This window comes from Rhizobium sp. CB2179, assembly GCF_057653455.1.
Window position 1 is genome coordinate 126,158 of sequence record NZ_CM172781.1, and the last position, 26,452, is coordinate 152,609.

The window sequence follows — 26,452 nt, forward strand, 5'->3', positions numbered from 1 at the left end:
AATAGCTGCGGAGACTGAAAAGCATGATGCTTGACTATAACTCCCTCCTGTTGGCGCTCGGCGTCTCCGCGGCCTGCCTTGCGGTGACGCTGATGGGCAGCTGGCTTGTCCGTCGCTCGGAAACCGTGTTGCTCACCGCCACCGTCGGCCTTGTCCTCGTCGTCAGCGGCATTTTTGTCTATAGCGCCTATGTCGATACGCCGGAGACATGGCTCGGCGTCGCCAATTTCGTGCTGTTTCATGCCGGTTTTGCCACCATCTGGGGCGCCGGCAAACAATTCCTCACCGGCCGGGTGTCTCTCCCCGCCATCGCGATCCGCGCGCTTGCGGCGATGGTCTTCTCCGTCGTGCCGATGCTGTCAGGCTATGACGGCATGGCCTTCATCGCCGACAATCTCGCCATCGCCCTTTTGCTCTTTGCCACCGCCCGGCAATACTGGCTCGCCCGTGCCGAAGCACCGGCGCCGCTCCTCGGCATCACAGTGCTCTATACGTTGACGGCGATCTCCTTCGTTCTCTGCGCCGCGGTGCTGATTTCAGACGGCAAGCTGGTGCTCGGCAAAGCCCCCAGCAACTGGGCCGAAGACCTGAGCCTTGCCGTCTGCATCGCCGGCATGACCGGGATCGGCGCGCTGTCGCTGGCGCTGCATCAATGGCGGCTCGCTGCCCGCCATCGCCTCGATGCGATCACCGATCCGCTGACCGGCCTGCTCAACCGCCGGGCCCTCTTCGACCAATACGGCACGCGCCCGATGGGAACTACGACGGCCGTCATCGTCTTCGATATCGACCATTTCAAATCCGTCAACGATCGCTTCGGCCATGCCGCCGGCGACCGCGTGCTCAATGTCTTTTCCGGCGAACTTTCGGCGCATTGCCGCACCGGCGACACCGCTGCCCGGCTCGGCGGCGAGGAATTCGTGCTGGTGCTGAAGGAGATCATGCCCGGCCGGGCGGAACTGACGGCCGAGCGCATCCGCCGGGCGTTCGAGGCGCGCGAGATCCATATCGACGACGAGGTGCTGACATGCACGGTCAGCGTCGGCGTCGCCCCCGGCCGTTCGAAGAGCTTGGATTTCGACACCATGCTGAGTGCCGCCGACAAGGCGCTCTATGTCGCCAAGCGCGCCGGCCGCAACCGGGTCGAGCTTGCCAGCTACCTCAAGGCGGTTCCCGTCGAGGCAACACGCACCGCGTCTTGATTCCTGACCGACCCTCTCATATTATCGCCCTCGGCCGGATGCGGCCAGCCGCCCCGCGACGCTTCTGCGTTAAGGTGAATGTATCCAGACAACATCCTTCACATCCCTTGCCGTTTGGCGATCGATGGCGAACGGGTCAGCAGACGCGGGCACTGATCTTCCTGTTTGCCGCCAACGGAAGGATGACATCATGCGCGATTTTCGCGATGCCAAGCTCATGGCAAAGACATTGCGGCAGGCCCTTGCCGACCGCGACATTTCGCTCACCCACAGCGAGACGCTCGAAATCGTCGCCCGGCAGTTCGGGCTCGATCAGTGGAATATCCTCTCGGCAAAGATCGATGCGGCGGGGGCTAACCCCTCTGCCATCGGCATCGAGCCGCCGATGCCGATCTTCCGCATCTTCTCTGTCGAAAAGGCCATGGAGTTCTATTGCGGCTTTCTCGGCTTCCATCTCGATTGGGAGCACCGTTTCGGCGAAAACTTCCCACTCTATTGCCAGGTCTCGCGCGACGGCATGGCGCTGCACCTCAGCGAACATTCCGGCGACGCCAGCCCCGGCGCCAAGGCCTTCGTCCGCGTCGCCAATGTGCGGGCCTATCACGCCGAGCTCTCAGGCAAGGACTACCGCTACATGAAGCCCGGCGTCGAGCAAGCGCCGTGGGGGCTCGAGATGACCGTCATCGACCCCTTCAGCAACCGCATCGCCTTTTGCGAGCAAACATAGTCCAGGGCAGCTTGGCTTACAGGTGACAAAGAGGGGGCAGTTCGAAGGTTGGAAGCCGCGATCGTGTGCAGACCTGCCGCTAAAGAGTTTCAGTGCCTGGGCGACCAAGACCGGCGTTGAACTCTGAGGCGTCCGCGCACGGCGTCTTGATCCCGGACTGTCGTCTCGTTGTACACCCCACGGCCAAGTGGTGTTGTGCAGTGGCGTTTCTTCAATCTATCCGGCGCAGACTTTCCACAAAGACACCCCAACTGGTGCCCCGGCCCGAAACGGCGACCCGGTGTAGCGGTCCAAGTTCTCGCCTGATGTCATCAGGGACACGGCAAATTTCGTCGAATAACATCGGAACCCCTTCGACCTGAACCGGTGTCCGACATTTTGAGTCTCCCCATTCATGTGCGTCGACGACGGTGAAGGAAAGCTCTACCTGATGGCCAGCGATCACGGCGAATAGCATCGGCACAGCGATGACGACGAGATGCTTTCCGAGGAAATAACCAGCAACCGGAGCGATTAGCAGGCCGAAACCTTTCTTCACGCCGTCGGTCTCGTGCCTGCTCCTCAAAATAAGCCAGAACGGCAATGCCGCAGAGACCACGCCGACGGCGAGAGCAGGAAGGGCCGCCTTGGAAATCCACTCGTTTGACGGCAGAAAGTTAAAGCCGGATATCTGGACGAAAATGGCAAGTACAGTCGGCAAAAACAGCATGGTCAGAAGGATCCCGCCCGGTTTACCGAGCGGCCATTCGACACTCTCTTCCTTCGACCCCATGGACAACGTACCGCTCTTTACATCGCAACATGTCAATCACTCTGTGACACATTTCGGCTGGCGGCTTCAAGGGGCACGATCAGGCAGCAAAAACCATTTTGGCTGCGTCTAAGAGGTCGCGGAACCCCCTTATACACCAACGACAAACTACAAGGATGGCGCTCCCTTGGATGTCGGCGCTTGCATCTCCGTCTTTGGAACCTACAGTCACACCATCGACGTTGCTTCAATGGAAATGAGTCCTGGTCGGCAGGGTGGGAACCAGATGAAATGTGTTTCGGTCCTGATTTTAGCGTTCCTGTCGATTTTTTTCGGATGGTTATTCTATGAAAGGTACTGGAAGTTCCGAGATTGCATATCGCAGGCCCTATCCAGTTGCCTCACTCCCGACGGTGACAATCTAACGCAAGGCGGCTCTCTGTGGGCTGGTTTGGCAGGGCTGTTCTTGTTGCTCGCTGTGATCTCAGCCTGGCGCGCGTTCCGCACCCGGGATGCTGGCAAATAGCCGGAACGAGCAGGACTTTGTCTTAGCCGGCCGAATGTGGGTCCATGCTATATTGATAGACCGGATGATCGGCGCCGATGGCATCCCGAACGCGGCCGGACCAGGCGGCGAAGGCGGGATAGGCTGCGAGAGAAAAGCCGCAATCCTCGGCCCGGTGGCTATAGGCGTAAACGGCGATATCCGCGATCGTCAGCTGCTGGGCGACAAGAAACAGGCTGTCGGTCAGCCTGCGATCGATGGCGGCAAGCGCGCGGGCTGCGGCTTCGCGCTTGCCCGCGACCATGCCCTGGTTGCGCTCCAGCCGTCCCGTCAACGTCCAGAAGCGCAGCGAGCCGATGACCGGCTCGACATGATACTGTTCGAAGAACAGCCATTGCATGACCTTGGCGCGCAGATAGTGATCTGACGGCAGGAAGCGCGTGCCCTCGGCAAGAAAAGTGAGGATCGCATTGGATTCGGCGATCGCACGACCATCGTCGAGTTCGAGAACCGGGATGGCGCCCACCGGATTGAGTTCCAGGAACGTCTCGGTGCGGTTCTCGCCCTCGAAGATCGATACCATGCGACTGCGGTAGGGCATGTCGAGCAGGCCGAGCAAAACCCGGACCTTCCAGCCATTTTGCGACGGCAGATAATCGTGAAGCGTAAACATGACGGTCCTTTCGCTGCGATTGCCCAACATCGCATGCCCGCCCGGGGCCAACCACCCGATTCCTGAAAGGCGCGTTGGATCGCCGGGAAGCAACCATTCAGACGATCATCAACGCCCGCACGAAGGCGACCGAGGCGAGTAGCGAGGCGATGGTCCGCACATGGTTCCACCGCGTCCAGTCCCTGACATAGGTGGTCCAGAGCTGAACCGCTTCCGCCCCATTGCCGCCGACCTTTGCCAGCGCATCGTTCATCGGCACGTTGAAGACGATGGTCGAGAGGAAGGAGGCGATGATGTAGAGAGCTGCACCCGCCAGCATCAGAAAGGATACCCCGCCGCGCCAGTCGATCAGGGCGAGCACGGCGATGACGAGGCAGAGGATCGCCGTCGGCACGAAGAGGCCCATGAAGGGCGAGCGGACGATCGTCACGTTGATCGAGTTCATCGCCGCGATGCCTTGCTCTGCCGGGATCCGCGAGAAGGCGGTCATGATGAAGGTCGAGAAGGCGAAGAAGATGCCGGCGACGAGGCCGCTGCCGATCGCCGCGGCCACGAGGGAGAGGGTGAGAAAGATCTGCATGGTCAGGCGCTCCATAGTCCGGTTGCCGCGGTCCGGCGGGCATATTCGCTGAAATCGGTGGCGGGGCGGCCAAGAATTTCGGTGATGCCGCCCATCACGCTGGAATTGCGGCCATCGAGCACCTGGCCGAAAAGTTCCTCCAGAAGATCGATCAGGCCCTGCGGCAGGCCGGCGGCCGCAAGCCCGCCGGTGAAATCCGCCATCGACACCTGCTCATATTCGATCGGCCGCCCGGCGGCCGCGGCGATTTCGGCGACCGCCTGGCGGAAAGTCAGCGCCCGAGGGCCGGTTAGTTCGTAGGTCTTGTTGCGGTGGCGCGGGTCGGTCAAGGCGGCGACGGCGGCATCGGCGATGTCGTCGGCATCGATGAAAGGTTCGCTGATCTCGCCCGCCGGCAATTGCAGCCGGCCGCCCAGAATCTGCTCGATAAAGGCGCCCTCGCTGAAATTCTGGCAGAACCAGGAGGCGCGCAGGATGGTGGTGTTTATGCCGGAAGCTTTCAGCGCCGCTTCGCTTCGCTGCGCGCCCTCTTCGCCGCGGCCGGAAAGCAGCACGATATGCTCAAGCCCGCATTCCACAGCGACCTTGGCGAGCGCTTCGATCGCTTCCGCCGCCCAGGCGACGGATAGGTCCGGCTGGAAGGCGACATAGGCGCTCGATGCGCCGTCAAGCGCGCCGCGCCAGGCCGACCTGTCCTCCCAGTCGAAGGGACGTGCGCTGGAGCGCGATGCCGCGCGAACGGTGAGGCCGCGCGCTTCCATACGCTTGATGATGCGGCCGCCGGTCTTTCCCGACCCACCGACGAGGACGATCTCGGAAGTCTGCATGTCAAAACTCCTTCCAAATTTTGCAAACAAGAGAAACTCTCTCATTTGCAAAATGAGATAATCTCTCTTATTTTGTTTGTCAACGCGGAAAAGGAGAGAGCATGTCGGAACAGCCGGTCGCAACGCGCAGGCGCCAGCAGGAATCTACCGGCCAGCCGCGCCGCATCCCGAGCCAGCAGCGCGGCCGCGAGCGCTTCGAAAAGATCCTCGCGGTTGCCTCGCAGCTGATCGAAAGCCATGGCAGCGACGGTTTGAAGATGAGCGAGATCGTCGAAACGGCCGGTCTCTCCTTCGGCGCCCTCTACCAATATTTCCCCGACAAGACCTCGATCATCCGCACATTGGCCGAGCGCTTCAACGAGCAGGGCAGGCGGTGTGTCGAAGAGGAGCTGGCGAAGGTGACCGACGCTGCGGCCCTGCAGGGCGCCCTCGCCAATATCATCGACGAATATTATGCCTTCTTCCGCCGCGAGCCCGTCATGCGCGACATCTGGCATGCGACCCATACCGACAAGCTGCTGCAGCAGGTCGATGCCGAGGACATGGAATTTCATGCCCAGGCATTTCTCGCCGTGCTTATCCGTCTATGGCCGGATCGCGACCGCAAGGAGTTGCTGGCGATCGCCCGGTTGACGATGCAGCTGCTTGCCGCCGGCGTGCGTTATGCGGTTTCGCTCGATGCGGAGGAGGGCGCCCAGGCGATCGCCCTGTTCAAGAAGATGCAGATCGCCGATATCGGCCGTCTGCTGCTGTAATGAGCGCACCTTTCGTCTGGAAACGGCGGGCTCTTGCTGCTATTCCCGCAAGGATCCAAGCCGAAGGAGAGCCGCATGATCCAGACCACATTTCCCGACCGCGCCGTGATGGCCGAATTGCTGGCCAAGATGCTCTGGGAAATCAAGGCGGTGCATTTCAATGCCGCCCAGCCCTATAAACTCTCCTCCGGCATGGCGAGCCCGGTTTATATCGATTGCCGCAAGCTGCTCTCTTTCCCGCGCATCCGCTCGACGGTGATGGACTTCGCCGCCAGCACCCTGCTGCGCGATGCCGGTTTCGAGCAGTTCGATTGCATCGCCGGCGGCGAGACCGCAGGCATTCCCTTCGCCGCCCTGCTTGCCGATCGTCTCGGCCTGCCGATGATCTATGTCCGGAAGCAGCCGAAGGGCCATGGCCGCAATGCCCAGATCGAAGGCAATATGCCGGAAGGGTCGCGCGTGCTCGTCATCGAAGACCTGACGACAGCAGGCGGCAGCATGTTCAAGTTCATCGATGCGGTCCGTGCCGCCGGCGGTATCGTCGATCACGGCATCGCGCTGTTCTTCTACGGCATTTTTGGCGAACAGCGCTTTGCCGACGGCAAGGTCAGGCTGCATCACATCGCCACCTGGCGTAATGTTCTGGCCGTTGCCAAGGCGCAGAAGCTCTTCGACGACAAGACGCTTTCGGAAGTCGAGGCCTTCCTCGATGCGCCGCTCGCCTGGTCGGGAAGGAATGGCGGGGTGAGTGAGCTTTCGCTCTAGCTAGTTGACAAAAGCTCGCTTAATCGGTTGATGAACGTATAAGTGCTGTTGGAGGAATACGATGATTTTGTGCTGCGGCGAAGCCTTGATCGACATGCTGCCGAGGGACACGACGCTCGGCGAAAAGGGCTTTGCGCCCTATGCCGGCGGCGCAATCTTCAACACCGCGATCGCGCTCGGCCGCCTCGGTATCCCGACCGCCTTCTTCACCGGCATCGCCGATGACATGATGGGCGAAATCCTGCTTGAGACGCTGAAGGCGAGCAATGTCGATTACAGCCCATGCGCCATCACGTCGCGTCCCTCGACGATCGCCTTCGTCAAGCTGGTCAACGGCCAGGCGACCTATGCCTTCTACGACGAGGGCACGGCCGGCCGGATGATCACCACGGCCGACCTGCCCGATCTCGGCGATGATTGCGAGGCGCTGCATTTCGGCGCAATCAGCCTGATTCCGAGCCCCTGCGGCGAAACCTACGAAGCCTTGCTCGACCGCGAAGCCGCAAGCCGCGTCATCTCGCTCGATCCGAATATCCGTCCCGGTTTCATCAAGGACAAGCCGTCGCATATGGCCCGCATCAAGCGCATGGCCGGCAAAGCCGACATCGTCAAATTCTCCGATGAGGATCTCGAATGGTTCGGCCTGCAGGGCGACCATGATGCGCTCGCCGCCCATTGGCTGAACCACGGCGCCAAGCTCGTCGTCATCACCAAGGGCGCGGAAGGCGCTTCCGGTTATACCAAGGAGCGCAAGGTGACGGTGCCGAGCGAACGCGTCACCGTGGTCGACACGGTCGGCGCCGGCGATACCTTCGATGCCGGCATCCTGGCGTCGCTGAAGATGGATAATCTGCTGACCAAGGCGCAGGTCGCTTCGCTCGACGAAAAGGCGCTGCGCAACGCCCTGACCCTCGGCGCCAAAGCCGCCGCCGTCACCGTCTCCCGCGCCGGCGCCAATCCGCCCTGGGCGCGCGAGATCGGTCTTTAAGGCTCGAGCAAGCCTCCGCCTCTCATCCTCTTGCCGGCACCTTTCCCCGTAAACACGGGGCGAAGGGGATGTGCCGCGGCCTCTCCGTTCCCCTTGACGTCCGGTATGGCACGTCCCCTCTCCCCGTTCTTCGCGGGGAGAGGGTTAGGGTGAGGGGCAAATCTCGAACGCTTATTTCGCGGGCTTCGCCGGCACCAATCCGCCCCGGGTGCGCGCCTGACTTTCCTTCTTGATCGGCCGACCGACCGGGCAGACCTCCTGCACGAAGCCGTTGAGCGTGTTGACGAGATTGTTCTCGATCAGGGAATAGTGGACGAACTGGCCCTGTTTCTCTCGTCTGATCAGACCCGCAGCTTCGAGGATGGAAAGATGCTGCGAAACGGCTGGCTTGGACATGCTGAAGCGGTCAGCGATCTCGCCAGCGGTCAGACCCGATGCCGAGAGATAGGCGAGGATCTTCCGGCGCGGCGCACTGGAAAGCGCGTGGAATACCCGCTGGGCGGCGCTGACGGAGCGGCCTTCTACAGCGTCATCGAAAGTCTCTTCGTCCAAGTCCGGTCTCCGTGCCTGCGGCATCATCGCATCGATCCGTTAATCAATTAAGAAGTTAATGCATTGCTTAATTGTTTTCGTTCGTGCAAAGTAATTAGGTAATTTCTTAAATAATGAATTGGTAGGCGATGTTCAAGTAGAGAATGCGCCCGATGGGAAGGAGTTTGTCATGAGCAGTATTTCCACTGGACGAATGATTGACAACAGCAGCGATGCGGTGAAGGGCAGAGTGGTCTGGATGCCCGCAAAGTCGATCTGGATCACCGCCATGACCTTGATTGCCGTCATTGGTGGTCCACTGACCTTCACCTGGAGCGCCTTTGCCGTCTTTATCCTCTTGACCGCCATCACGATCTGCCTTGGTCATTCGGTCGGCATGCACCGGCTGCTGATCCATCGCTCATTCAGCACTCATACCTGGATCGAGCACTTTCTCATCTATCTCGGTACGGTGGTCGGCATGGCCGGCCCCTTCGGTATGATCTACGCGCACGACATTCGCGACTGGGCGCAACGGCAGCGAGACTGCCATGACCTCTATGCCCATCGGCGGTCTTTCTTCATCGATGCCTTCTGGCAGATGCATTGCATCGTGGCGCTGGACCATCCGCCGCGTTTCGTCCTCGAGGAGCGCGAGCGGCGCGACCGCTTCTATCGTTTTCTGGAGGCGACATGGATGGCGCAGCAGATTCTCTTGGGACTCGCGCTCTTTGCGCTCGGCGGACTGCCATGGGTGGTCTGGGGTATTGCCGTGCGGATATCGGTGTCGCTGACCGGACACTGGCTGGTCGGCCATTTCGCGCATCGAGACGGCCATCAGGGCTGGAGTGTCGATGATGTCGCGGTACAGGGCTATAACCTCCCGCGTTTCGGGCTGGTGACTTTCGGCGAGAGCTTCCACGGCAATCATCACGCCTTTCCGGATTCGGCGCGGCTCGGCATCGAGCCGGGGCAGCTGGATCTCGGTTGGTATTTCATCGGGCTGCTGGCAAGGCTCGGTCTGGCTTCGGCGATCAAGCTGCCACATACGATCGTGCCAAGGCGAGGGTTGAGACGCGTCAACGCAACTGAAACGGCGGGCGACAGTCATCCGCCACATCACGCAGCAGGTCACGCGGAATCTCGCCCGTAAGTGCCTCCTCCTTGCCGCTACGTCTCGATTCCCTCTTCTTCCCTCGGGTCCGAAGGACGGGTCGACGTCGATCGATCAGGAGCCTATCCGGGAGTCACGCTCCGGTCGAAGCTCGGGAGCAAGCACGAGATCCCCCAAGAAGTTTTCGCACCAAAGCGAGACGTCGTGGGTTAGCAGATGCTCCATCATCATGCTCCAGCGGTCGCGGCGCTCCTCCAGCGACATGGCAAGGCCCTTGGCGATGGCATTGGCAGTGCCTTCGACATCGTAAGGATTGACCAGCAGTGCGCCCTTCAACTCGCGAGCCGCACCGGCGAAGCGCGATAGCACCAATACGCCCGGGCGATCCGGGTCCTGGGCGGCGACATATTCCTTGGCGACGAGGTTCATGCCGTCGCGCAACGGCGTGACCAGCCCGATCGTCGCCAGCCGGTAGAGGCCGGCAAGCACGTTGCGGCTGATCGATCGGTTGACATAGCGGATCGGCACCCAGTCGACCGTTCCGATGGCGCCGTTGACACGGCCGGCCTGTTCGGCGACCATCCCCTGCATATGCTCGTATTCGGGAACTTCCGATCGCGATTTTGGCGTGACCTGCAGATAGGTGACCTTGTTCTGGTAGGCAGGATTGCTGGTGAGGAAGGTTTCGAACGCTTCCAGCCGCTGAATGATGCCCTTCGAATAATCGAGGCGGTCGACCCCGATGATCATGTCCCGGCCTTCAACGCTGCGCCGGGTCTTCTGTACCATGATATTGTTTGCGGCTCTCTCGGCGAATTCGGCGAAGGCAGCAGTTTCGATCCCGATCGGATAGGCGCCGGCCTTGAATATCCGCCCATGGGAATCGAACAATCCATTTCCGAGGTCGTCGCCAATTCCCTCCCTTCTGAGATACCCGGCAAAGTTCTGGAGGTCGTAGTCGGTCTGGAAGCCGACGAGATCGTAATGCGAGAGCCCGCGCATGATTTCCTCATGGACGGGCATCGTGACGAGAATGTCGGCCGGCGGCCAGGGAATGTGCAGGAAGAAGCCGATCCGGTTTTTCAGCCCCATTTGGCGCAGTTCGGCCGCCAGCGGAATGAGGTGGTAATCATGAACCCAGATGATGTCGTCCGGCTCGATCATCGGCGCCAACCTGTGGGCGAAGAAGCGGTTGACGCGGAAATAGCCGGCCATTTCCTTCCGGCCATATTCGGCGAGGTCCAGGCGGTAGTGGCAGATGGGCCAGAGAACCCGGTTTGCGAAGCCGCGATAATATTCCTCGACGTCGGTGTCGGTGAGATCGGTCAGCGCATAGGTGATGTTGCCCTTCTGCAGCTGTGACAGCGGGCCAGGTTCCCTGTCCCCGCTCGATTCTCCCGACCATCCCATCCAGATGCCGCCCCGCTCCTGCAGGGCTGCCTGCAGCGCGACGGCCAGGCCGCCGGCAGCGGCGCTCCCATCTTTGGCCGGCATGGGAACACGATTGGAAACGACGACAAGACGGCTCATGAGCTTCCTTTGGTGAAGATAGGCCATGAAAACGCTGGGTGACGAGCGTCTTGAGGCATCTCCTGAACTTGGGCAGGGACCATGCAGTGAAGGCGCCGACATCGACAGAGCCGACCCGGACGCGAGCGCCGGGTGCAGATGCCAACAAGAACAACGAACGGCGCATTTTCCGCACAGATTTTGCTTGAATCTAGGGCGATTCCAACGAATTGAAAGAATTCATTCTATAATTTTTTGATTAGGAGAACGTTCATCCGGTTTCGCACCGTGGGCCCCATCAAAAGGGATGTGCCAGGCCGACCGCTATCAGTTCGCCATTGCGGCGGCAATGTCGATGTTGGCGCCAATCCGCCCCGGCGCGTGAGATTGATTTGTAAGGTTGGAGCCAGCGTCAGCGCGCCTGCCGGCGCCCTCTCCCCGTTCTGACGGGGAGAAGGAAATATGCCGTGACCTCTCCGTTCCTCACTCGCCTTTCGCAGGGCACGTCCCTCTTCCCGTCAGAACGGGGGTCCGGAGGACGGGTCGAGACGAGTGGCTTGACCCCGGCAAGGTTAGGGTGAGGGGCAATCTCGATCGCTTACTTCGCCAGCTTCGCCAGTGCCGCAACCAGGCCCTGCGTCGAAGAGTCATGCGATGCCGCACTTTCCTTGCCTTCGACGACAGGCAGCAGACCCGTTGCCAGTTCCTTGCCGAGCTCGACGCCCCACTGGTCGAAGGAGTTGATGCGGAAGAGCACGCCTTCGACGAAGACGCGGTGTTCGTAAAGCGCGATCAACCGGCCGAGCGCATAAGGGGTCAGCTTGTCGTAGACGAAGGTGATCGACGGCCGGTTGCCGTTAAAGACACGGTGCGGCGCGATGAAATCGGCCTTTTTGTCGTCCATGCCCTTGTCGGTCAGCTGCTTTTTGGCCTCTGCGAAGGTGCGCCCTTTCATCAGCGCTTCCGACTGGGCGAGAACGTTGGAGATCAAGAGCTGGTGCTGGTGGCGCAGCTCCGGCTCGAAGGCGTTGGCAGCGATCATGAACTCCGCGGGGATGATGCTCGTGCCCTGATGGATGAGCTGGTAGAAGGCGTGCTGGCCGTTGGTGCCGGGCTCGCCCCAGACGACGGGGCCGGAATTGCCTTCGACCGGCGTGCCGTCGATGGTGACGCCCTTGCCGTTCGATTCCATGTCGAGCTGCTGCAGATAGGCCGGGAAACGCGACAGGCGCTGGTCGTAGGGCAGGATGGCGCGGGTGGGGTAGCCCAGCACATTGCGATGGTAGAAGCCGATCAGGCCGAGCAGCACAGGCAGGTTTTCGGTAATCGGCGCCTTACGGAAATGATTGTCGACGGCGTGGGCTCCGTCGAGGAACTTGCCGAAATTCTCAGGGCCGACTGCGATCATCAGCGGCAGGCCGATCGCCGACCAGATCGAGTAACGGCCGCCGACCCAGTCCCAGAAGCCGAAGACGCGGGCGCTGTCGATGCCGAAGGCGGCGACCTTGTCGAGCGCCGTCGAGACGGCGGCGAAGTGGTGCTGCACGGCCGCTTCGCCGAGCGCCTTGGCGATGAAATTGCGCGCCGTCTGCGCATTGGTCATCGTCTCGACGGTGGTGAAGGTCTTCGAGGCGACGATGAACAGCGTCGTTTCCGGCTGCACCAGCTTCAGGATATCGGCGATATGGGCGCCGTCGATATTGGAGACGAAATGCGCGCGCGGACCGTCATGGAAGGGGGCAAGCGCCAGCGTCGCCATCACAGGGCCGAGATCCGAGCCGCCGATGCCGATATTGACGACATCGGTGATCGCCTTGCCGGTCGCACCCTTCAGCGTGCCGGAGCGGACGTCGTCGGCAAACTTGCCCATGGCGGCAAGCACCGCATTGACGTCGGGCATGACATCCTTGCCGTCGACCAGCACCGGCGTGTTGGAGCGGTTGCGCAGCGCGGTGTGCAGAACGGCGCGATCCTCGGTGAAATTGATCGTCTTGCCGGAGAACATTTCCTCGCGCTTCGTCTCGACGCCGCCGTCTTCGGCGAGCTTCACCAAGAGCTTGAGGATGTCGTCATTCACCGCCGTCTTGGAAAAATCCATCAGCAGGTCGTCAAGCGCGACGGAAAAGCGCGAAAAGCGCTGCGAATCGGTGGCGAAGGCGGCACGGATATCGGTTGCCTTGGTGGCATCAGCGGTGCTTTTCAGCTGTTCGACGATGGCGTTCATGGGAGGCTCCTTTGGAGGCGGAAAGGTTGCGGAAACTATTCGCTTTCTCACCCGCAAATCAAGTTCAGCCACCTGTCGAAATGGAAAAAAGCCACCTGCGGCAAGCGGATGGCCCCTTCAGGAAAGCCTCTAATTCATCAAATCGTCGAATTCAGCCGCGCAGGTCCTTGCGCAGGATCTTACCAACAGGCGACTTCGGCAGCTCGGTGCGGAACTCGATGAAGCGCGGCCGCTTGTAGTTGGTGAGGTTGGCGATGCAATGGGCTTTCACCTCGGCTTCCGTCAGGTTCGGATCCTTCCTGACGACGAAGAGTTTGACCGCCTCGCCGGAATGTCCGTCCGGCACGCCGATGGCTGCGGCCTCGAGGATGCCGGCATGCATGGCGGCGACTTCCTCGATCTCGTTCGGATAGACGTTGAAGCCGGAGACGAGGATCATGTCCTTCTTGCGGTCGACGATCTTGGTATAGCCGCGGTCGTCCATGAAGCCCATGTCGCCCGAGCGGAAATAGCCGTCATCGGTCATCACCCGCGCCGTCTCCTCCGGCTTCTGCCAGTAGCCGGCCATCACCTGCGGCCCGCGGATGCAGATCTCGCCGACGTCGCCGAGCGGTAGCGAATTGCCAGCTTCGTCGCGGATGTCGAGTTCGGTGGAGGGAAGCGGCAGCCCGATCGTGCCGGTGAACTCAGGCGAATCGAAGCGGTTGGCGGTGGCAACGGGCGATGTCTCGGAAAGGCCGTACCCCTCTGTCACTGCCGTGCCCGTCATCTTCAGCCAGCGGTCGGCGACCGGGCGCTGCACAGCCATGCCGCCGCCGAGCGACATGATCAGCGAGGAGAAGTCGAGCTTGGCGAAATCGGCATTGTTCATCAGCGCATTGAACAGCGTGTTGAGGCCGGGGAAGATATGCACCTTCGACTTTTCGAATTCCTTGACGAGACCGGGAATGTCGCGTGGATTGGCGATCAGTATATTGTGGGCGCCGAGCGACATGCCCATCAGCGAATTCACCGTCAGCGCAAAGATGTGGTAGAGCGGCAGGGCGCAGAGGAAATTCAGCACCTCCGGCTCTTTCTTGCGCTCGAAGGCCGATCGAAGCCAGAGCGACAGCTGCGCCTTGTTGGCAAGCAGGTTCTGATGCGTCAGCACCGCGCCCTTGGCAACGCCCGTCGTGCCGCCGGTATATTGCAGGAAAGCGATATCGCTGCCCGTCAGCGTGACCGGCTGGAGCTTTTTTCCCGCACCTTCACGGAGCACCTGGCCGAAGCTCTTGTGCTGAGGGATCGACCAGGAGGGAACGAGCTTCTTCACCTTGCGCACGACGAAATTGACGATCAGCCCCTTCGGCCCCAGCATTTCCCCGAGCGAGGTGACGACGACATGGCGGAGATCCGTCTTGTTGAGGACCTGCTCGACCGTGCGTGCGAAATTCTCCAGCACGAAGATCGCCTTGGCGCCGGAATCCTTCAACTGGTGTTCGAGTTCGCGCGGCGTATAGAGCGGGTTGACGTTCACCACCACGAGGCCGGCGCGCAGGATGGCATAGGTGGCAATCGGGTTCTGCAGCACGTTCGGCATCATCACAGCGACGCGGTCGCCCTTCTGAAGGCCGGTGCTCTGCAGCCAGGCGGCGAGTTTGCGCGTCTGGCTCTCCAGTTCGCGGTAGCGCATCCCCTTGCCCATGCTGGAAAAGGCGGTCCGGTCGGCATAACGGGCGCAGGATTTTTCCAGCAGTTCGGCAAGCGAGGCATATTCCAGCGGCGGAATCTCTGCCGGAACGATATCGGGGTAGGCGGCAAGCCAGGGCTTGTCCGGCCTGGCGCCGTTTGGATGGACGGAAATGCTGTTCATCTGTCTCTCTCCCCTGCGGCCGCCGCGCCGACATCATTCGGCAGATAACCAGAAAGATCCTCCATCTTCCAGTCCGGCAGCTTATGCCATTGCCTGAACGGTTCAAGCCGAATGAAGCTATACTAACCTTGACGTAAACGTCAACATTCGCTCGCTGCGCGATCGGTGGAAGGATCGGGAACTTTGAGTCCGCCATGACGTTGATCTCGCATACTCATCACGAGGAACACCAAAAGGAGGTGCACAATGTTGAACCAGGATACTGACGCCACCCGCCGTGACCCGAATGTCAAGAGCACCCACTCGCTGATCGCCAGCGACCGCGTCGAGGGCACCCGTGTCTATGGGGCCGATGGCAAGCATATCGGCTCGATCGAACGATTGATCATTGGAAAGCTCGACGGCCGTGTTGCCTATGCCGTGCTTAGCTTCGGCGGCTTCCTGGGCATCGGCCACGATCACTATCCGCTTCCCTGGGAAAAGCTGAACTACGACACCCAGCTGGATGGCTATCGCATCGACCTGACCAAGGAGCAGATCGAAGGCGCCCCGAGCTATTCGGACGATGACGACACCTGGTACAACGACAATGGCCGCCGGGTCTATGATTACTACGGCGTGCCGCCCTACTGGATGTAACGTCGTCCGATAGGCCGAGCTGGAAGGGCCCCGCGGATGCGGGGCCTTTTTAGCGTTTGGTTCGTGCCGATGGCTGCCTATTGTTGGTTCGCGCCAATGGTTGCCCCTCATCCGGCTGCCGCCACCTTCTCCCCGCTCGCGGGGCGAAGGGGTATGCCGCGGCCTCTCCGTTCCCTCAGCCTCTCGCAGGGCACACGTCCCCTCTCCCCGTTTTTACGGGGAGAGGGTTAGGGTGAGGGGCAGCCACTAGCGCGAACCGACAACAAGATCGTTGGCCGAGCGCAGCACGGTGCCGACGACAATGTCGTCTGCCACGATCGCCTTTGCCGTCTTGACCACGAACAAATGGCTCTCGCCCGGCAGCAGCGTCACCAGCATCGTGTCGACGACGGCATGCGGATCCAGCCGGTCGGCCATCAGGCAGAGATCCTTGAGGAAGTTTTGCGCCGTCACCTTGACCGCATACCCGCCGTCGATCCCGACGACATCGACCGTCAGCCGCGGCGCCGGCAGGGCAAGCTCGATATCCTCGACGAAATAGTGGAAGGCGCGCCTGTCCAGCATCTGCACGACGATGAGCTCGTCCTTCGGTAAGCCGGGGGTGACGATATCCTCAGGCAGCGGAAATTCCTTTGCCTCGAAGCGGTCGCACAGCAGCCGCCAGAATTCGAATTCGGCAAGCACGGTGCCGTCGAGCTTCAGGCGTTTGCCGCTGATCTTCGCCCGCCAGAACAGCGTTCGTTCATTGACCGCAACCGCGGCAAGCCCGCCGTCGCGCGGCTGGATCGTCAGCAGGCGCGGATCATAGGCCGCCTTCAGCGCATACCAGAGCGGCTTGCGGCGCCCAGCCGAATCGAGGGCGGCCCACGAGGTCACCGGCCAGCAATCGTTGAACTGCCAAACCACCGCACCCTTGCAGATATCCCGATGCGAGCGCATGTGCTCGACGCCGAAACGGATGGCGCGCGCCTGGTTGAGCTGGGTGGCGAAGTGCCAGTCGTCCATCGTCCGGGGCTCCGGCAGATGGCCGGACAGGCCGCGGATCAGCTTGTCATTGCCCTCAGTCGCCTTCTGATGGTGGAAGACGCCGTTCGATTGCGGCGTCAGCGGCGCATCATGCACGCTTTCTTCGATCGTCGCCCAGGCCGCCGGTGCCTGCCAGCCGAATTCGGAGCAGAAGCGCGGGATATAATTGCGGTAGACCTCGTAGCCGACATCGTTCCACACGTCCCAGATATGTTTGCAGCCATGACCGTCGGCATTCGGTTCGATCTCAATCGAGCCGGAATAGGGGCTGCCGGGATAATAGGGCCGGTCCGGATCGAGTTCGGCGCAGAGTTTCGGCAGCAGGTCGAGATAGTAGCCGAGCCCCCAGCTTTCGCCCGCCTTGATGATCGGCCGCCAGCCCCATTCGTCGAAGCCCCAGATGTTCTCGTTATTGCCGTTCCAGAGGACGAGCGAGGCATGCGGCATCAGCCGCACGACATTGTCGCGCACCTCCGCCTCGACCTCGCTTCTGAGCGGCTCTTCCTCCGGATAGGCGGCGCAGGCAAAGAGGAAATCCTGCCAGACCAGCATGCCCTTGCGGTCGCAGGCCTCATAGAACTCGTCGGCCTCGAAGATGCCGCCGCCCCAGACGCGCAGCATATGAATATTGGCGGCCTTTGCTTCCTCGATCCGCGCGGCATAACGCTCGGCCGTCAACCGCGGGGGAAAACAATCGTCCGGAATCCAGTTTGCCCCGCAGATGAAGAGCGGCACGTCGTTGATGATGAAGGTAAAGGCCGAGCCATGGTCGTCGGCTGCGGTATCGAGCCGCAGCGAGCGGAAACCGAGTTCACGCTGATAGCTGTCGAGCAGATCGTCGCTGGCCTCGTCGAACAGCCTCAGCGTCATTGGATATAGCGGCTGCGCGCCGAGATGGTGCGGCCACCAGAGCTGCGGCGAGGGGAGGGCAAGCTCGAAGGAAACCGCGTCTTCATCAGGCGCAATCGCCACCGTCTTGCTCACGCCGCCGATTTCGGCAACGAGCCTCAACGGCGTCTTATCTCCATGCCGCGCCAGCCGGGCATGGACCTTCACTAGGCCGTCGCCGCCGGAAAGTATTGCCGATACCCGTGTTTCGGCAAGCCGCGCCCGATCCCAGCTTTCCAGCCGGACCGGCTTCCAGAGGCCTGCCGTCACCAGCGTCGGCCCCCAGTCCCAGCCGAAATTACAGGCCATCTTGCGCATCAGATTGCCCGGTCCCGGGTAGTTGTTGGGACGGTAGCCGTAATGTTTTTCCATCTCCGCTCCATAGGCGTAGGCGGAGCGGAAGGTGACCGTGAGTTCGTTCTGGCCAGCCTTCAGAAGCCGGGAAACATCGAAACGATAGGTACGGTGCATGTTGAAGGTGCAGCCGATCTCTTCGCCGTTTAGGGATATCACCGCGACCGTATCGAGCCCGTCGAAGACCAGTTCCTGCACCCTGGCATCGTCAGGCATCGCCTCGAAACTGCAGCGATAGGTCCAGTCGGTCTTGCCGATCCAGTCATTGGTGATCTCGTTGACGTCGATATAGGGATCGGCGATCAGCCGGTTGGCGAGAAGGTCGAGATGCACGCAGCCCGGCACCGTCGCGGGGATTGCAGCCGGCAGGCCGAGCCTTACTGTATCGTTACAGGAGAGCGTCCAGCCGGAATTGAGCGCAGTCTTTTCGATCATGGCGGGCTCCTGATGCATGCCGCTTGAAGCTGTGGGATTATCTATGGATTGGAACGTGCCGGTGGTTCGGCGTCAGGTACCTCAGAGAAACCGGCCGTGGCGCTGCAGCACCTCGATCTTGTAGCCATCCGGATCGCTGATGAAGAAAAACAGACCGAAGAGCTTGCCGTCCCGGTTGAGCTCCACCAGTTCACCCGGCTTGAGCCCGAGCTTCGACAGCCGCTCGCGCTCGACCGCCACCTCTTCGACGGAGACGGCGAGATGGCCATAGGCATTGCCGAGGTCATAGGGCGCGGTCCGGCCCTTGTTGACCGTCAGTTCCAGCTCGAAGCCGGTCTCGGCATTGCTCATATAGATCAGCGTGAAGGTCTCGAAATCGACGCGGTCGGCGACCGAAAGGCCGAAGGCCCTCTCGTAGAATTCGACGGAGCGCGCCTCATCGAGAACGCGGATCATGGAGTGGATCATCTTCGCCAATTCTGCCTCCCTTTGTCATCCATCACGGCGGTCTTGGTACCCGTCCTCCTACGCCGCGCGCAAGCCGATTCTTCGCGTAATCGCGCCTTCGATCAAGCCCATGGCGTCATAGATCAGCACCGCCATCAGGCCGACGATCAGGCCGCCCTGCAGGATGAAGGCGGTGTTGTCGGAAATCAGCCCGGCGATGATGACCTCGCCGAGGCCCTTGGCCGCAACCGTCGAGCCGATCGTCGCCGTGCCGATATTGATCACGGTCGCGACCTTCAGCCCCTCGAGGATCAGCGGCAGGGCAAGCGGCAGCTCGACGCGAAACAGCCGCTGCGTGCCGTTCATGCCCATGCCGTCGGCGGCATCGAGAACCTGCGGCGAAACCTGCTTCAAGCCGGCAACGGTGTTTTCGAAGATCGGCAGCAGCCCGTAGAGAAAGAGCGCGATCAGCGTCGGCATGGCGCCGAAACCGGTGGCGGGAACGGCGAGCGCCAGCACCGCGACCGGCGGAAAGGTCTGCCCCGCATTGGCGATGGCGCGCGACAGCGGCAGGAAGTCAGCGCCGCTTTCCCGCGTCACGAAGATGCCGCCGATAACGGCGAGCACGGCGCTGCAGACGATTGAGCCGATCACCAGCTGCAGATGGCCGGCGGCCAGTGAAGCAAGGCTGTTTTGGGTATAGACGGCAGGCGCATTATTGCTGATCAGCGGCACCAGCATGAAGGAAAGCCACTCCGTCCTGAACAGCAGGATGAGCAGCAAAGCCAGCGCCGCCAGGCGGAAGAGATTGGCGACGACGAGCTTCATGCCTTGCGGCCCAGTTCGAGCAGCCGCGTCATCGAGATCGATCCCACAGGCGCCTTTTCGCCGTCCTGCACGGCCGCCTCATCGACCCCCTGCCAGATCATCTCGGCCAGCGCATCACGCAGGCTGAGCGACTGCGGCAGAGCGTAGGCGAGACCGTTCTTGGCCGGCTCCATGCTTTCCTTCAGCGGCAGCAGCGACATCAGCTTCAAGGCCCGGTCGGACGTCCCGGTCAATTGCTGCACGAAGGGATCGGCGGGTTCTGTGAGGATCTTTTCCGGCGTCGAGCATTGCAGCAATCTGCCCTCGCTCATCACCGCGATCTGGTTGCCGAGATGGAAGGCCTCGTCCATGTCGTGGGTGACGAGAATAACCGTCGTGCCGAACTGCTTCTGGATCGCCAAGAGGTCGTCCTGCGCCTTGCCGCGGATGACCGGATCGAGCGCGCCGAAGGGTTCGTCCATCAACAGCAGCTCCGGTTCGGCCGCCAGCGCCCGGGCGACACCGACGCGCTGCTGCTGGCCGCCGGAGAGCTGATGCGGATATTTATCGGCAAATGTTGCCGGATCGAGGTTGAAGAGCCCGAGCAGTTCCTCGACCCGCTTGGCGATGCGGGCGGAATCCCAATCGAGAAGCTGCGGCACGGTGGCGATATTCTGCGCCACGGTCCGGTGCGGAAAGAGGCCGTGCCCCTGGATCGCATAGCCGATCTTGCGGCGAAGCTCGGTCACCGGAACGTCCATCACATTCTGTCCGCCGACGAAGATCTCGCCTTCGGTGATCGGCACCAGCCGGTTGATCATCCGCATCAGCGTCGATTTGCCGGAGCCAGACGTGCCGACGATGACAGTGATCTCGCCCTTCTCGACGCTCATCGAGACGTCGTCGACGACGGTGGCCGTGCCGTAGCGCTTGGTGACGTTCCTGATCTCGATCATGGTCATGCGGCAGATCCCCGGATGCTTTCGATGACCGCATCGAGGATGACGGCCGATGAGAAGGCGAAGAAGACGGTCGGCACGGCGCCGAGCAGGACGAGGTCCATGGCCGTCTGGCCGAGCCCCTGGAAGATGAAGATGCCGAAGCCGCCGCCGCCGATCAGTGCGGCAATCGTCACCATACCGATCGCCTGCACCAGCACGATGCGGATACCGGTGAGGATAACCGGGAAGGCGAGCGGCATGTCGATTCCAACAAGGATCTGCAAGCGTGTCAGCCCCATGCCGGCCGCAGCATCCCGCACCGAGGGATCGACGCCCTGCAGGCCGACAACGGTGTTGGCGACGATCGGCAGCAGCGAATAGAGCACCAGTGCAATCAAGGCAGGCGCCGTGCCGATGCCGCGGATGCCGATCGCGGCGGCGAGCGGCACATGGGTGGCGAGATAGCCGAGCGGCAGCATCAACAGGCCGAAGAGTGCCAGACTCGGGATCGTCTGAATGAGGCTGAGGCCTTGCAGCACGATGGCTCGCAGCTTCGGCACCCAGAAGCAGAGAATGCCGAGCGGCAGGCCGAGAACAATGGCGATGGCAAGCGAGCCGAACGCCAGCAGCAGATGCGAGATCGCTTCGGTTTCGAACTGCGGAGCCCGTGTCGAAAATTCCTTCATGATCGAAAGGCTGTCGAGCAGGCCGGAGAAGAGCGAAATGAAGAGCAGCGCCGTATAGGCGGCCAGGGCTGCGACCCGCATCCACGGCGCCAACCGGACCTTCACCAGCGCATCGGATATGACGAGGCCGATCACGGCAAACAGCACCCAGAAGCCGCCGCCGGGCGTCATCCGCGCCACCGTGCTGCCGGGTGGCGTTGCCGCTGTCGAGACGAGGCCGATCGCAACGATCAGCGCCGCAAGGCAGAGTGTGGCGATGACAAGCCGCGCGATCGCATTGGTGAGGAACAGCGTGGCGAAGGCGGTGAGAAGGAGAAGCACGGTCAGGATGACGACGGAAGGCTGGGGAAGAAGCTGCATCAGCAGCATCGGCTTGCCGGCGGCGATGCGGTTTGCCTTCACGTAGATGAAGGGCAGCAGTGCTGTTGCCGCGATGCCGCCGGCCACCAGAACCACGCCGAGCCGGTCCAGCCTGCGGACCGCTAAGGTTTCTGCCATGAATCCCAATCCTGTCAGGAAAGAAAGCTCCGCCCGTAATCGGGCGGAGCGGGCAATGACTACTTCAGGAAGCCTTTTTCCTTGAGATAGGCTTCGGCGACCGACTTTGCCGGCTCGCCGTCGACCTGGATCTTGGCGTTGAGCTTGCGCAACTCGTCGGCGGTCAGGCTCTTGAAGATCGGCGAGAGCACTTCCTCGATCTTCGGATTGGCCTTCAACACCTCTTCGCGGATGATCGGCGTCGGGGCATAGACCTGCTGCACGTTCTTGTCGTCTTCGAGAACGGTAAGTTCGGCCGCTTCGATGGCGCCGTCGGTGCCGTAGACCATGGCGGTGTTGACGCCGTTCGTCTGGTCGGCGGCTGCCTTGATCGTTGCCGCTGTGTCACCGCCGGAGAGAACGACCATCTGGTCGGGCTTCAGCTGGAAACCGTAGGTCGTCTGGAAGGCCGGAAGCGCGCCGGCCGAATTGACGAATTCGGCGGAGGCGGCAAGCTTGGCGGCACCGCCGCCGGCAACCCATTTGCCGAAGTCCGTGAGGCTCTTCAGCTTGTTCGGGCCGGCAACATCGCTGCGCACGGCGAGCGCCCAGGTGTTGTTGGCAGGCGAGGGCGTCAGCCAGACGATCTTGTTGGCATCGTAATCGAGCTTCTTCGCCAGCTCATAGCCCTGGTCGATGTTCTTCCAGGCGGCGTCATCGGCCTTGTTGAAGAAGAAGCCGGCATTGCCGGTATATTCGGGATAGATGTCGATTTCGCCGGCGGTGATCGCCTTGCGCACGACCGGTGTCGCGCCAAGCGCAATGCGGTCCTGCGTCTTGATGCCGTTCGCTTCGAGAGCGAGCGCGATGACGTTGCCGAGCAGCGTGCCTTCCGTGTCGATCTTCGACGAGACGACGACGTCTGCAGCATGGGCCGCACCCGCTGCAAAGGCGGAGAGCGAAACGGCAAGTGCGAGTTTCTTCAGCATGGAAAGTCCCCTTTTTCAAAAACCGTTGACCTACAGCGCCGCACGTCTTTCAGACGTGCAAAGGACGTTGTAGCACTTTGAATTGCTGCATAATTTTATCTCAAATCGATACCGATTTAAGGAATTATGCAGTGGCCCAAGCCCCGCCGGGAGGCTTGCGCATAGGAAATCCGCCGGCGAAGGCGACCAAGTCGCCATCATGCCGGAATTGCGTGCGTGATGGAAATAGCGTGCATGCCCGAAAAATCGATGCAAGCCCCCTCCAGTATTTGCGGTCGCTGCACGATTATGGCGGCGAATGCACCTCCGCGCGCGGAAACGCATTCCCTTTTCCAAGGCCGGCGCGATTTGTTTTTGTCCCCTTGCGTGTTTCCACGATATTCCCAGGCTCTGTTGCAGATTCCCGCCGCCCGGATTTTTCTATGATCGAACGATAGCCCGCCTCTTCGGAGGCAGGGATATCTTTTTTCCTGAACACATCATATCTTCCGGTTTTTCCAGCGCTTTCCGGAGGTGGCCGTTTGCATCTTGGTGCCTTGTTCATCGCAAGCCATGTCCTGACCTCCGGTTCGGTCCGCGAGACCGCGCGGCGGTTCCAGCTGTCGCCCTCCACCGTCTCGACGGCAATTCATAATCTCGAGACCGAACTGGCGATGAAGCTGACCGAACGCGCCTCCGGCGAGCTGGCGACGCTGATTGCGAGCGGCAGGGTGCTGGAAGGCCTGAAGCCGATCATGGCTGCGATCGCCGAGCTCGGCCAATGGGCCGGTCACGACCCCGCGGCCGGGATCGACGAGGCCTGGCCGTCCCGCATTCCCGTCAAGATCGTCACGATGGAGCGTTTTCTCGAAGTCGCCGACCAGGGGAGCATCAACCGGGCCGCCCGCCGCCTTCGCCTCGGTCAGCCGCAGCTTTCGCTTCAGCTTGCCAATCTTGAGAAATTTCTTGGCCATCGCCTGTTCGAGCGGCAGGCGCAGGGCTCGGTGCTGACGGAGGAGGGCAGGCGCGCCTACCAGATCTTCATGGCGATCAGCCAGGCGTGGAACGATCTCAAATCATCGGCCGACGAACGTTATCGGCGCACCGCCCGGTCGCTGCGCATCGGCTCGATCATCCCGACCGGATCGGAAAGCTGGGTGGCGCGCTGCCTGGGATCGCTGGTCTCGGAATGGAATATGCGCCGCAACAACAATGCGATCTCGCTGGTGTCGATGACCGCCGACGATCTGCGCGAGGCGCTGAAGAACGGCCGCATCGATGTCGCAATCCTGGATTCGGTCTTCGGCCTCGAAAGCTTTCGGCATCGCGAACTGCTGCAGACCGATATGGTGGTGATCGCGCCGCCTGACAGTACCGAGACCAGTGTCGCCGATCTCGTCGCCGGCCACCCGATCTGCATGCCGAGCCCACGCACCGGCCTCGGCCATGCAGCCATGGCCTTCAGTTATGAGCGCGCTCCCAACCGGTGCCGGCGCGGCCAGGATATCACCGCGGCGGATTCGCTGCCTGTCATCGTCGATCTCGTCGCCAATCACGGTTACGTCTCCTTCCTCGGCCGGGTCAGCGCCATGCCGATTGCCGACAAGGTGCGCATCGTCGATCTCGACGAGCACCTGCTGATGTCCTATCACGTCGCCTTCAACCATCGAAAAGCCGCCGCCGATGCCTGCACCATGATCATCGAGGCGGCAGCGAGAATTACCTCTGAAGCGGTCGTGCGAACCGCAGCCGTGGCTTAAGCCTCGGCGGAGCTAGGGAGACCGCAACATGACGATCTTGCTTGAGGTGTGCGTGGACAGCGCCGAAGGCCTTGCCGCCGCGATCGAGGGTGGCGCCGGGCGCATCGAGCTCTGCTCGGCGTTGGAACTCGGCGGCCTGACGCCGTTGCCGAGCCTGATGCGGATCGCCGCCCGGGCACCCATTCCGGTCTATGCGATGATCCGCCCTCACGCCGGCCCCTTCATCTTCGACGGGGCAGACGAGGAGGCGATGATGATCGATATCGACGCCGTGCGCGCCGCCGGCCTTGCCGGCGTCGTCATCGGCGCCAACCGGCCGGATGGTACGCTCGACATGCCGCTGGTCCACCGTTTGAAGGCGCATGCGGCGGGACTCGGCTCGACGCTGCATCGCGCTTTTGATCTGGTGCCGGATGCCGACCAGGCGCTGGAGCAGGCGGTCGAGCTCGGCTGCGAACGCATCCTGACATCAGGCTGCGCGCTGAAGGCGGTAGACGGCCTCGACACGCTGAAGCGCATTTCGGCAAAGGCCGCCGGCCGCATCGCCATCATGCCCGGCAGCGGCATCCGCCCCACCAATGTCGGCGAGATATTGAAGGCGACCGGCGCCCGCGAGGTCCACGGCTCCTGCAGTTCACCGGTCGAAAGCGCCGATCCGCGCGCGGTCGCTTTTGGTTTCGAGGCGAGAAGCACAAACAAGACGGATGTCGCCGTCGTCAGGCAGATGCGCAGGGCGATCGAGGCGGGAGTTTAGCGACCGCGGCTTGCCCTCATCCGGCTGCCGCCACCTTCTCCCCGCTTGCGGGGCGAAGGGGATATGCCGCGACCTCTCCGTCCCCCGCCCAGCTCTCGCAGGGCACGTCCCCTCGCCCCGTTTTACGGGGGTCCGCAGGACGGGTCGAGACCAGTGGCTCGACCCCGGCAAGGTTAGGGTGAGGGGCAGCCGCCGGCGCGAAGCGGACGGAAACCACGTCACGCGTTCGCTGGAAACGCCCTAACCACCAATACTGATCACAGCCTTGATCAGCCCATTCTTCTCATGCGCCCAGCGCGCGAGATCGCGCGGCGCATCGGCAAGCGTCGTGCGGTGGGTGATCAGTTTGTCTACCGGCACCAGCCCTTTGGCGATCGAATCCGCGACATGCTCGAAATCGACGCGGGTGGCGTTGCGGCTGCCGATCACCATCATCTCGCGCTTGTGGAATTCGGGATCGGAGAAGCGGATATCGTCCTTGACGACGCTGACCAGCACCAGCGCGCCGCCATGGGCGACGAAGGAGAAGGCCTTCTCCATCGAAGGGCCGTAACCCGTCGCATCGAAGACCACGTCGAAACCGTCGCCGTTGGTCTTTTCCCGGACGGTCTCCGCTGTCGCCTCGTTCGCAACGATGCCGGAGGTGAAGCCGAAGCGTTCCGACGCCATCTGCAGCCGCTCGGTGCTGGTATCGAGCAGCGTCACCTCATGGCCGGCAATGCGCGAGAAGATCGCCGCCCCGAGCCCGATAGGCCCGGCGCCGATGACGAGTGCCCGCGCTCCGGCGCCGGTCATCGAACGGCGCACCGCATGAGCGCCGATCGCCAGGAACTCGGTCGTCGCCGCCGCCTCGAGGCTTACACCTTTGGCGGCATAGAGGTTTTCGGCCGGAACCGAAATCTCCTCGCAGAAGGCGCCGTCGGTATGGACGCCGAGCACCTTGATATTGGTGCAGCAATTCGGCTTGCCCTGACGGCAGGCGATACATTGCCCGCAGGAGAGATAGGGATTGACGATAACAGGCGTGCCGACTGCGATAGTGACGCCGTCGCCCGCTTCCAGCACCGTCGCCGAGATCTCGTGCCCCATCACCCTGGGATATTCGAGGAAGGGATGTTTGCCCTCGAAGATGTGGTAGTCGGTGCCGCAAATGCCGACATGGCTGACGGCAAGCCGCACCCAGCCGGCGGCGGGAGCCGCTGGTGAAGGGCGCTCGACGATATCGAGCACGCCGGGCTCCCGGCAAAGAACTGCTTTCATGACGGGT

General features: G+C 61.8%; 25 protein-coding genes. 9 read left to right on the forward strand and 16 right to left on the reverse strand.

The window, feature by feature from the left end:
• Nucleotides 1–23 precede the first annotated feature (23 nt).
• Both AC244Q_RS00660 and AC244Q_RS00665 read left to right on the forward strand, forming a co-directional pair.
• Nucleotides 24–1,202, forward strand: coding sequence for a GGDEF domain-containing protein (locus AC244Q_RS00660; protein WP_017995914.1), 1,179 nt, complete (start codon nucleotides 24–26; stop codon nucleotides 1,200–1,202).
• 190 nt (nucleotides 1,203–1,392) lie between these two features.
• Nucleotides 1,393–1,929: a glyoxalase superfamily protein gene (locus AC244Q_RS00665; RefSeq protein WP_113547145.1), complete on the forward strand. Its 537-nt coding sequence runs from the start codon at nucleotides 1,393–1,395 to the stop codon at nucleotides 1,927–1,929.
• Nucleotides 1,930–2,140: 211 nt separating this feature from the next.
• On the opposite strand, the gene AC244Q_RS00670 is transcribed toward AC244Q_RS00665, so the two are convergent.
• The 4 genes from AC244Q_RS00670 to AC244Q_RS00685 all read right to left on the reverse strand — a co-directional run bounded on the left by AC244Q_RS00670 (nucleotide 2,141) and on the right by AC244Q_RS00685 (nucleotide 5,265).
• Entirely contained in the window at nucleotides 2,141–2,701 is a 561-nt protein-coding gene (locus tag AC244Q_RS00670; protein WP_113547146.1) for a hypothetical protein, read from the reverse strand.
• Between the two features lie 527 nt (nucleotides 2,702–3,228).
• Entirely contained in the window at nucleotides 3,229–3,858 is a 630-nt protein-coding gene (locus AC244Q_RS00675) for a glutathione S-transferase family protein (RefSeq protein ID WP_113547211.1), read from the reverse strand.
• A 97-nt stretch (nucleotides 3,859–3,955) separates the two neighbouring features.
• Nucleotides 3,956–4,453, reverse strand: coding sequence for an anthrone oxygenase family protein (locus tag AC244Q_RS00680; protein WP_206641048.1), 498 nt, complete (start codon nucleotides 4,451–4,453; stop codon nucleotides 3,956–3,958).
• The gene (locus AC244Q_RS00685) at nucleotides 4,441–5,265 is read right to left on the reverse strand and encodes an NmrA family NAD(P)-binding protein (protein WP_128406018.1); all 825 of its coding nucleotides are present in this window, start codon (nucleotides 5,263–5,265) and stop codon (nucleotides 4,441–4,443) included. Before AC244Q_RS00685 ends, AC244Q_RS00680 begins: the two co-directional genes overlap by 13 nt.
• Nucleotides 5,266–5,366: 101 nt before the next feature.
• Between AC244Q_RS00685 and AC244Q_RS00690 the strand changes: the two genes are divergently transcribed.
• From AC244Q_RS00690 to AC244Q_RS00700, 3 genes are all read left to right on the forward strand, one after another.
• Entirely contained in the window at nucleotides 5,367–6,020 is a 654-nt protein-coding gene (locus AC244Q_RS00690) for a TetR/AcrR family transcriptional regulator (RefSeq protein ID WP_113547148.1), read from the forward strand.
• Nucleotides 6,021–6,095: 75 nt separating this feature from the next.
• Nucleotides 6,096–6,785, forward strand: a complete 690-nt coding sequence (locus AC244Q_RS00695) for an orotate phosphoribosyltransferase (protein ID WP_113547149.1) — start codon at nucleotides 6,096–6,098, stop codon at nucleotides 6,783–6,785.
• Between the two features lie 61 nt (nucleotides 6,786–6,846).
• A complete protein-coding gene (locus tag AC244Q_RS00700) occupies nucleotides 6,847–7,773 on the forward strand; it encodes a carbohydrate kinase family protein (RefSeq protein ID WP_017995920.1) in 927 nt (308 codons plus the stop codon).
• 171 nt (nucleotides 7,774–7,944) lie between these two features.
• On the opposite strand, the gene AC244Q_RS00705 is transcribed toward AC244Q_RS00700, so the two are convergent.
• Nucleotides 7,945–8,325, reverse strand: coding sequence for a metalloregulator ArsR/SmtB family transcription factor (locus AC244Q_RS00705; protein WP_041935453.1), 381 nt, complete (start codon nucleotides 8,323–8,325; stop codon nucleotides 7,945–7,947).
• A 169-nt stretch (nucleotides 8,326–8,494) separates the two neighbouring features.
• Between AC244Q_RS00705 and AC244Q_RS00710 the strand changes: the two genes are divergently transcribed.
• Nucleotides 8,495–9,457, forward strand: a complete 963-nt coding sequence (locus AC244Q_RS00710; RefSeq protein WP_113547150.1) for an acyl-CoA desaturase — start codon at nucleotides 8,495–8,497, stop codon at nucleotides 9,455–9,457.
• Between the two features lie 75 nt (nucleotides 9,458–9,532).
• On the opposite strand, the gene otsA is transcribed toward AC244Q_RS00710, so the two are convergent.
• The 3 genes from otsA to AC244Q_RS00725 all read right to left on the reverse strand — a co-directional run bounded on the left by otsA (nucleotide 9,533) and on the right by AC244Q_RS00725 (nucleotide 15,003).
• The gene (otsA, locus tag AC244Q_RS00715; RefSeq protein ID WP_012755875.1) at nucleotides 9,533–10,948 is read right to left on the reverse strand and encodes an alpha,alpha-trehalose-phosphate synthase (UDP-forming); all 1,416 of its coding nucleotides are present in this window, start codon (nucleotides 10,946–10,948) and stop codon (nucleotides 9,533–9,535) included.
• A 577-nt stretch (nucleotides 10,949–11,525) separates the two neighbouring features.
• Nucleotides 11,526–13,151: a glucose-6-phosphate isomerase gene (pgi, locus tag AC244Q_RS00720; RefSeq protein WP_113547151.1), complete on the reverse strand. Its 1,626-nt coding sequence runs from the start codon at nucleotides 13,149–13,151 to the stop codon at nucleotides 11,526–11,528.
• A 151-nt stretch (nucleotides 13,152–13,302) separates the two neighbouring features.
• The gene (locus AC244Q_RS00725; RefSeq protein WP_113547152.1) at nucleotides 13,303–15,003 is read right to left on the reverse strand and encodes a long-chain fatty acid--CoA ligase; all 1,701 of its coding nucleotides are present in this window, start codon (nucleotides 15,001–15,003) and stop codon (nucleotides 13,303–13,305) included.
• Between the two features lie 246 nt (nucleotides 15,004–15,249).
• Between AC244Q_RS00725 and AC244Q_RS00730 the strand changes: the two genes are divergently transcribed.
• Nucleotides 15,250–15,642 (forward strand): PRC-barrel domain-containing protein, encoded by a 393-nt coding sequence (locus AC244Q_RS00730; RefSeq protein WP_011650296.1) that lies wholly within the window; start codon nucleotides 15,250–15,252, stop codon nucleotides 15,640–15,642.
• Nucleotides 15,643–15,888: 246 nt separating this feature from the next.
• On the opposite strand, the gene AC244Q_RS00735 is transcribed toward AC244Q_RS00730, so the two are convergent.
• The 7 genes from AC244Q_RS00735 to AC244Q_RS00765 form a co-directional block, all read right to left on the reverse strand.
• A complete protein-coding gene (locus AC244Q_RS00735) occupies nucleotides 15,889–18,345 on the reverse strand; it encodes a glycoside hydrolase family 2 protein (RefSeq protein WP_113547213.1) in 2,457 nt (818 codons plus the stop codon).
• 81 nt (nucleotides 18,346–18,426) lie between these two features.
• Nucleotides 18,427–18,822, reverse strand: a complete 396-nt coding sequence (locus AC244Q_RS00740; RefSeq protein ID WP_011650298.1) for a VOC family protein — start codon at nucleotides 18,820–18,822, stop codon at nucleotides 18,427–18,429.
• Nucleotides 18,823–18,870: 48 nt separating this feature from the next.
• Nucleotides 18,871–19,620 carry an ABC transporter permease gene (locus AC244Q_RS00745; protein ID WP_113547153.1) on the reverse strand — a complete coding sequence of 250 codons (750 nt, stop codon included), beginning with the start codon at nucleotides 19,618–19,620 and terminating at the stop codon, nucleotides 18,871–18,873.
• On the reverse strand, nucleotides 19,617–20,561 hold the full coding sequence (locus AC244Q_RS00750; protein ID WP_113547154.1) for an ABC transporter ATP-binding protein: 945 nt from the start codon (nucleotides 20,559–20,561) through the stop codon (nucleotides 19,617–19,619). The genes AC244Q_RS00745 and AC244Q_RS00750 overlap by 4 nt, the downstream gene beginning before the upstream one ends.
• Nucleotides 20,558–21,724 (reverse strand): ABC transporter permease, encoded by a 1,167-nt coding sequence (locus AC244Q_RS00755; protein ID WP_128406017.1) that lies wholly within the window; start codon nucleotides 21,722–21,724, stop codon nucleotides 20,558–20,560. The genes AC244Q_RS00750 and AC244Q_RS00755 overlap by 4 nt, the downstream gene beginning before the upstream one ends.
• Before the next feature lie 59 nt (nucleotides 21,725–21,783).
• Nucleotides 21,784–22,692, reverse strand: coding sequence for a glycine betaine ABC transporter substrate-binding protein OsmF (gene osmF, locus AC244Q_RS00760; protein WP_017995929.1), 909 nt, complete (start codon nucleotides 22,690–22,692; stop codon nucleotides 21,784–21,786).
• 286 nt (nucleotides 22,693–22,978) lie between these two features.
• The gene (locus AC244Q_RS00765; RefSeq protein WP_245460424.1) at nucleotides 22,979–23,236 is read right to left on the reverse strand and encodes an acetyltransferase; all 258 of its coding nucleotides are present in this window, start codon (nucleotides 23,234–23,236) and stop codon (nucleotides 22,979–22,981) included.
• Here AC244Q_RS00765 and AC244Q_RS00770 point away from each other — a divergent pair.
• A complete protein-coding gene (locus AC244Q_RS00770) occupies nucleotides 23,214–24,431 on the forward strand; it encodes a LysR family transcriptional regulator (RefSeq protein WP_128406016.1) in 1,218 nt (405 codons plus the stop codon). The genes AC244Q_RS00765 and AC244Q_RS00770 overlap by 23 nt on opposite strands.
• 28 nt (nucleotides 24,432–24,459) lie before the next feature.
• Nucleotides 24,460–25,185 carry a copper homeostasis protein CutC gene (locus tag AC244Q_RS00775; protein ID WP_012755885.1) on the forward strand — a complete coding sequence of 242 codons (726 nt, stop codon included), beginning with the start codon at nucleotides 24,460–24,462 and terminating at the stop codon, nucleotides 25,183–25,185.
• 240 nt (nucleotides 25,186–25,425) lie between these two features.
• Here AC244Q_RS00775 and AC244Q_RS00780 read toward each other — a convergent pair whose 3' ends face one another.
• The gene (locus AC244Q_RS00780) at nucleotides 25,426–26,445 is read right to left on the reverse strand and encodes a zinc-binding alcohol dehydrogenase family protein (RefSeq protein WP_012755886.1); all 1,020 of its coding nucleotides are present in this window, start codon (nucleotides 26,443–26,445) and stop codon (nucleotides 25,426–25,428) included.
• Nucleotides 26,446–26,452: the final 7 nt, after the last annotated feature.

Bases quoted from the DNA above. Each gene is read 5' to 3' on its own strand.
- AC244Q_RS00660 (WP_017995914.1), top strand. From the start codon at position 24: ATGATGCTTGACTATAACTCCCTCCTGTTGGCGCTCGGCGTCTCCGCG.
- AC244Q_RS00665 (WP_113547145.1), top strand. From the start codon at position 1,393: ATGCGCGATTTTCGCGATGCCAAGCTCATGGCAAAGACATTGCGGCAG.
- AC244Q_RS00670 (WP_113547146.1), bottom strand. From the start codon at position 2,701: ATGGGGTCGAAGGAAGAGAGTGTCGAATGGCCGCTCGGTAAACCGGGC.
- AC244Q_RS00675 (WP_113547211.1), bottom strand. From the start codon at position 3,858: ATGTTTACGCTTCACGATTATCTGCCGTCGCAAAATGGCTGGAAGGTC.
- AC244Q_RS00680 (WP_206641048.1), bottom strand. From the start codon at position 4,453: ATGGAGCGCCTGACCATGCAGATCTTTCTCACCCTCTCCCTCGTGGCC.
- AC244Q_RS00685 (WP_128406018.1), bottom strand. From the start codon at position 5,265: ATGCAGACTTCCGAGATCGTCCTCGTCGGTGGGTCGGGAAAGACCGGC.
- AC244Q_RS00690 (WP_113547148.1), top strand. From the start codon at position 5,367: ATGTCGGAACAGCCGGTCGCAACGCGCAGGCGCCAGCAGGAATCTACC.
- AC244Q_RS00695 (WP_113547149.1), top strand. From the start codon at position 6,096: ATGATCCAGACCACATTTCCCGACCGCGCCGTGATGGCCGAATTGCTG.
- AC244Q_RS00700 (WP_017995920.1), top strand. From the start codon at position 6,847: ATGATTTTGTGCTGCGGCGAAGCCTTGATCGACATGCTGCCGAGGGAC.
- AC244Q_RS00710 (WP_113547150.1), top strand. From the start codon at position 8,495: ATGAGCAGTATTTCCACTGGACGAATGATTGACAACAGCAGCGATGCG.
- otsA (WP_012755875.1), bottom strand. From the start codon at position 10,948: ATGAGCCGTCTTGTCGTCGTTTCCAATCGTGTTCCCATGCCGGCCAAA.
- pgi (WP_113547151.1), bottom strand. From the start codon at position 13,151: ATGAACGCCATCGTCGAACAGCTGAAAAGCACCGCTGATGCCACCAAG.
- AC244Q_RS00725 (WP_113547152.1), bottom strand. From the start codon at position 15,003: ATGAACAGCATTTCCGTCCATCCAAACGGCGCCAGGCCGGACAAGCCC.
- AC244Q_RS00730 (WP_011650296.1), top strand. From the start codon at position 15,250: ATGTTGAACCAGGATACTGACGCCACCCGCCGTGACCCGAATGTCAAG.
- AC244Q_RS00735 (WP_113547213.1), bottom strand. From the start codon at position 18,345: ATGATCGAAAAGACTGCGCTCAATTCCGGCTGGACGCTCTCCTGTAAC.
- AC244Q_RS00745 (WP_113547153.1), bottom strand. From the start codon at position 19,620: ATGAAGCTCGTCGTCGCCAATCTCTTCCGCCTGGCGGCGCTGGCTTTG.
- AC244Q_RS00750 (WP_113547154.1), bottom strand. From the start codon at position 20,561: ATGACCATGATCGAGATCAGGAACGTCACCAAGCGCTACGGCACGGCC.
- AC244Q_RS00755 (WP_128406017.1), bottom strand. From the start codon at position 21,724: ATGGCAGAAACCTTAGCGGTCCGCAGGCTGGACCGGCTCGGCGTGGTT.
- osmF (WP_017995929.1), bottom strand. From the start codon at position 22,692: ATGCTGAAGAAACTCGCACTTGCCGTTTCGCTCTCCGCCTTTGCAGCG.
- AC244Q_RS00765 (WP_245460424.1), bottom strand. From the start codon at position 23,236: ATGAACAAGGCACCAAGATGCAAACGGCCACCTCCGGAAAGCGCTGGA.
- AC244Q_RS00775 (WP_012755885.1), top strand. From the start codon at position 24,460: ATGACGATCTTGCTTGAGGTGTGCGTGGACAGCGCCGAAGGCCTTGCC.
- AC244Q_RS00780 (WP_012755886.1), bottom strand. From the start codon at position 26,445: ATGAAAGCAGTTCTTTGCCGGGAGCCCGGCGTGCTCGATATCGTCGAG.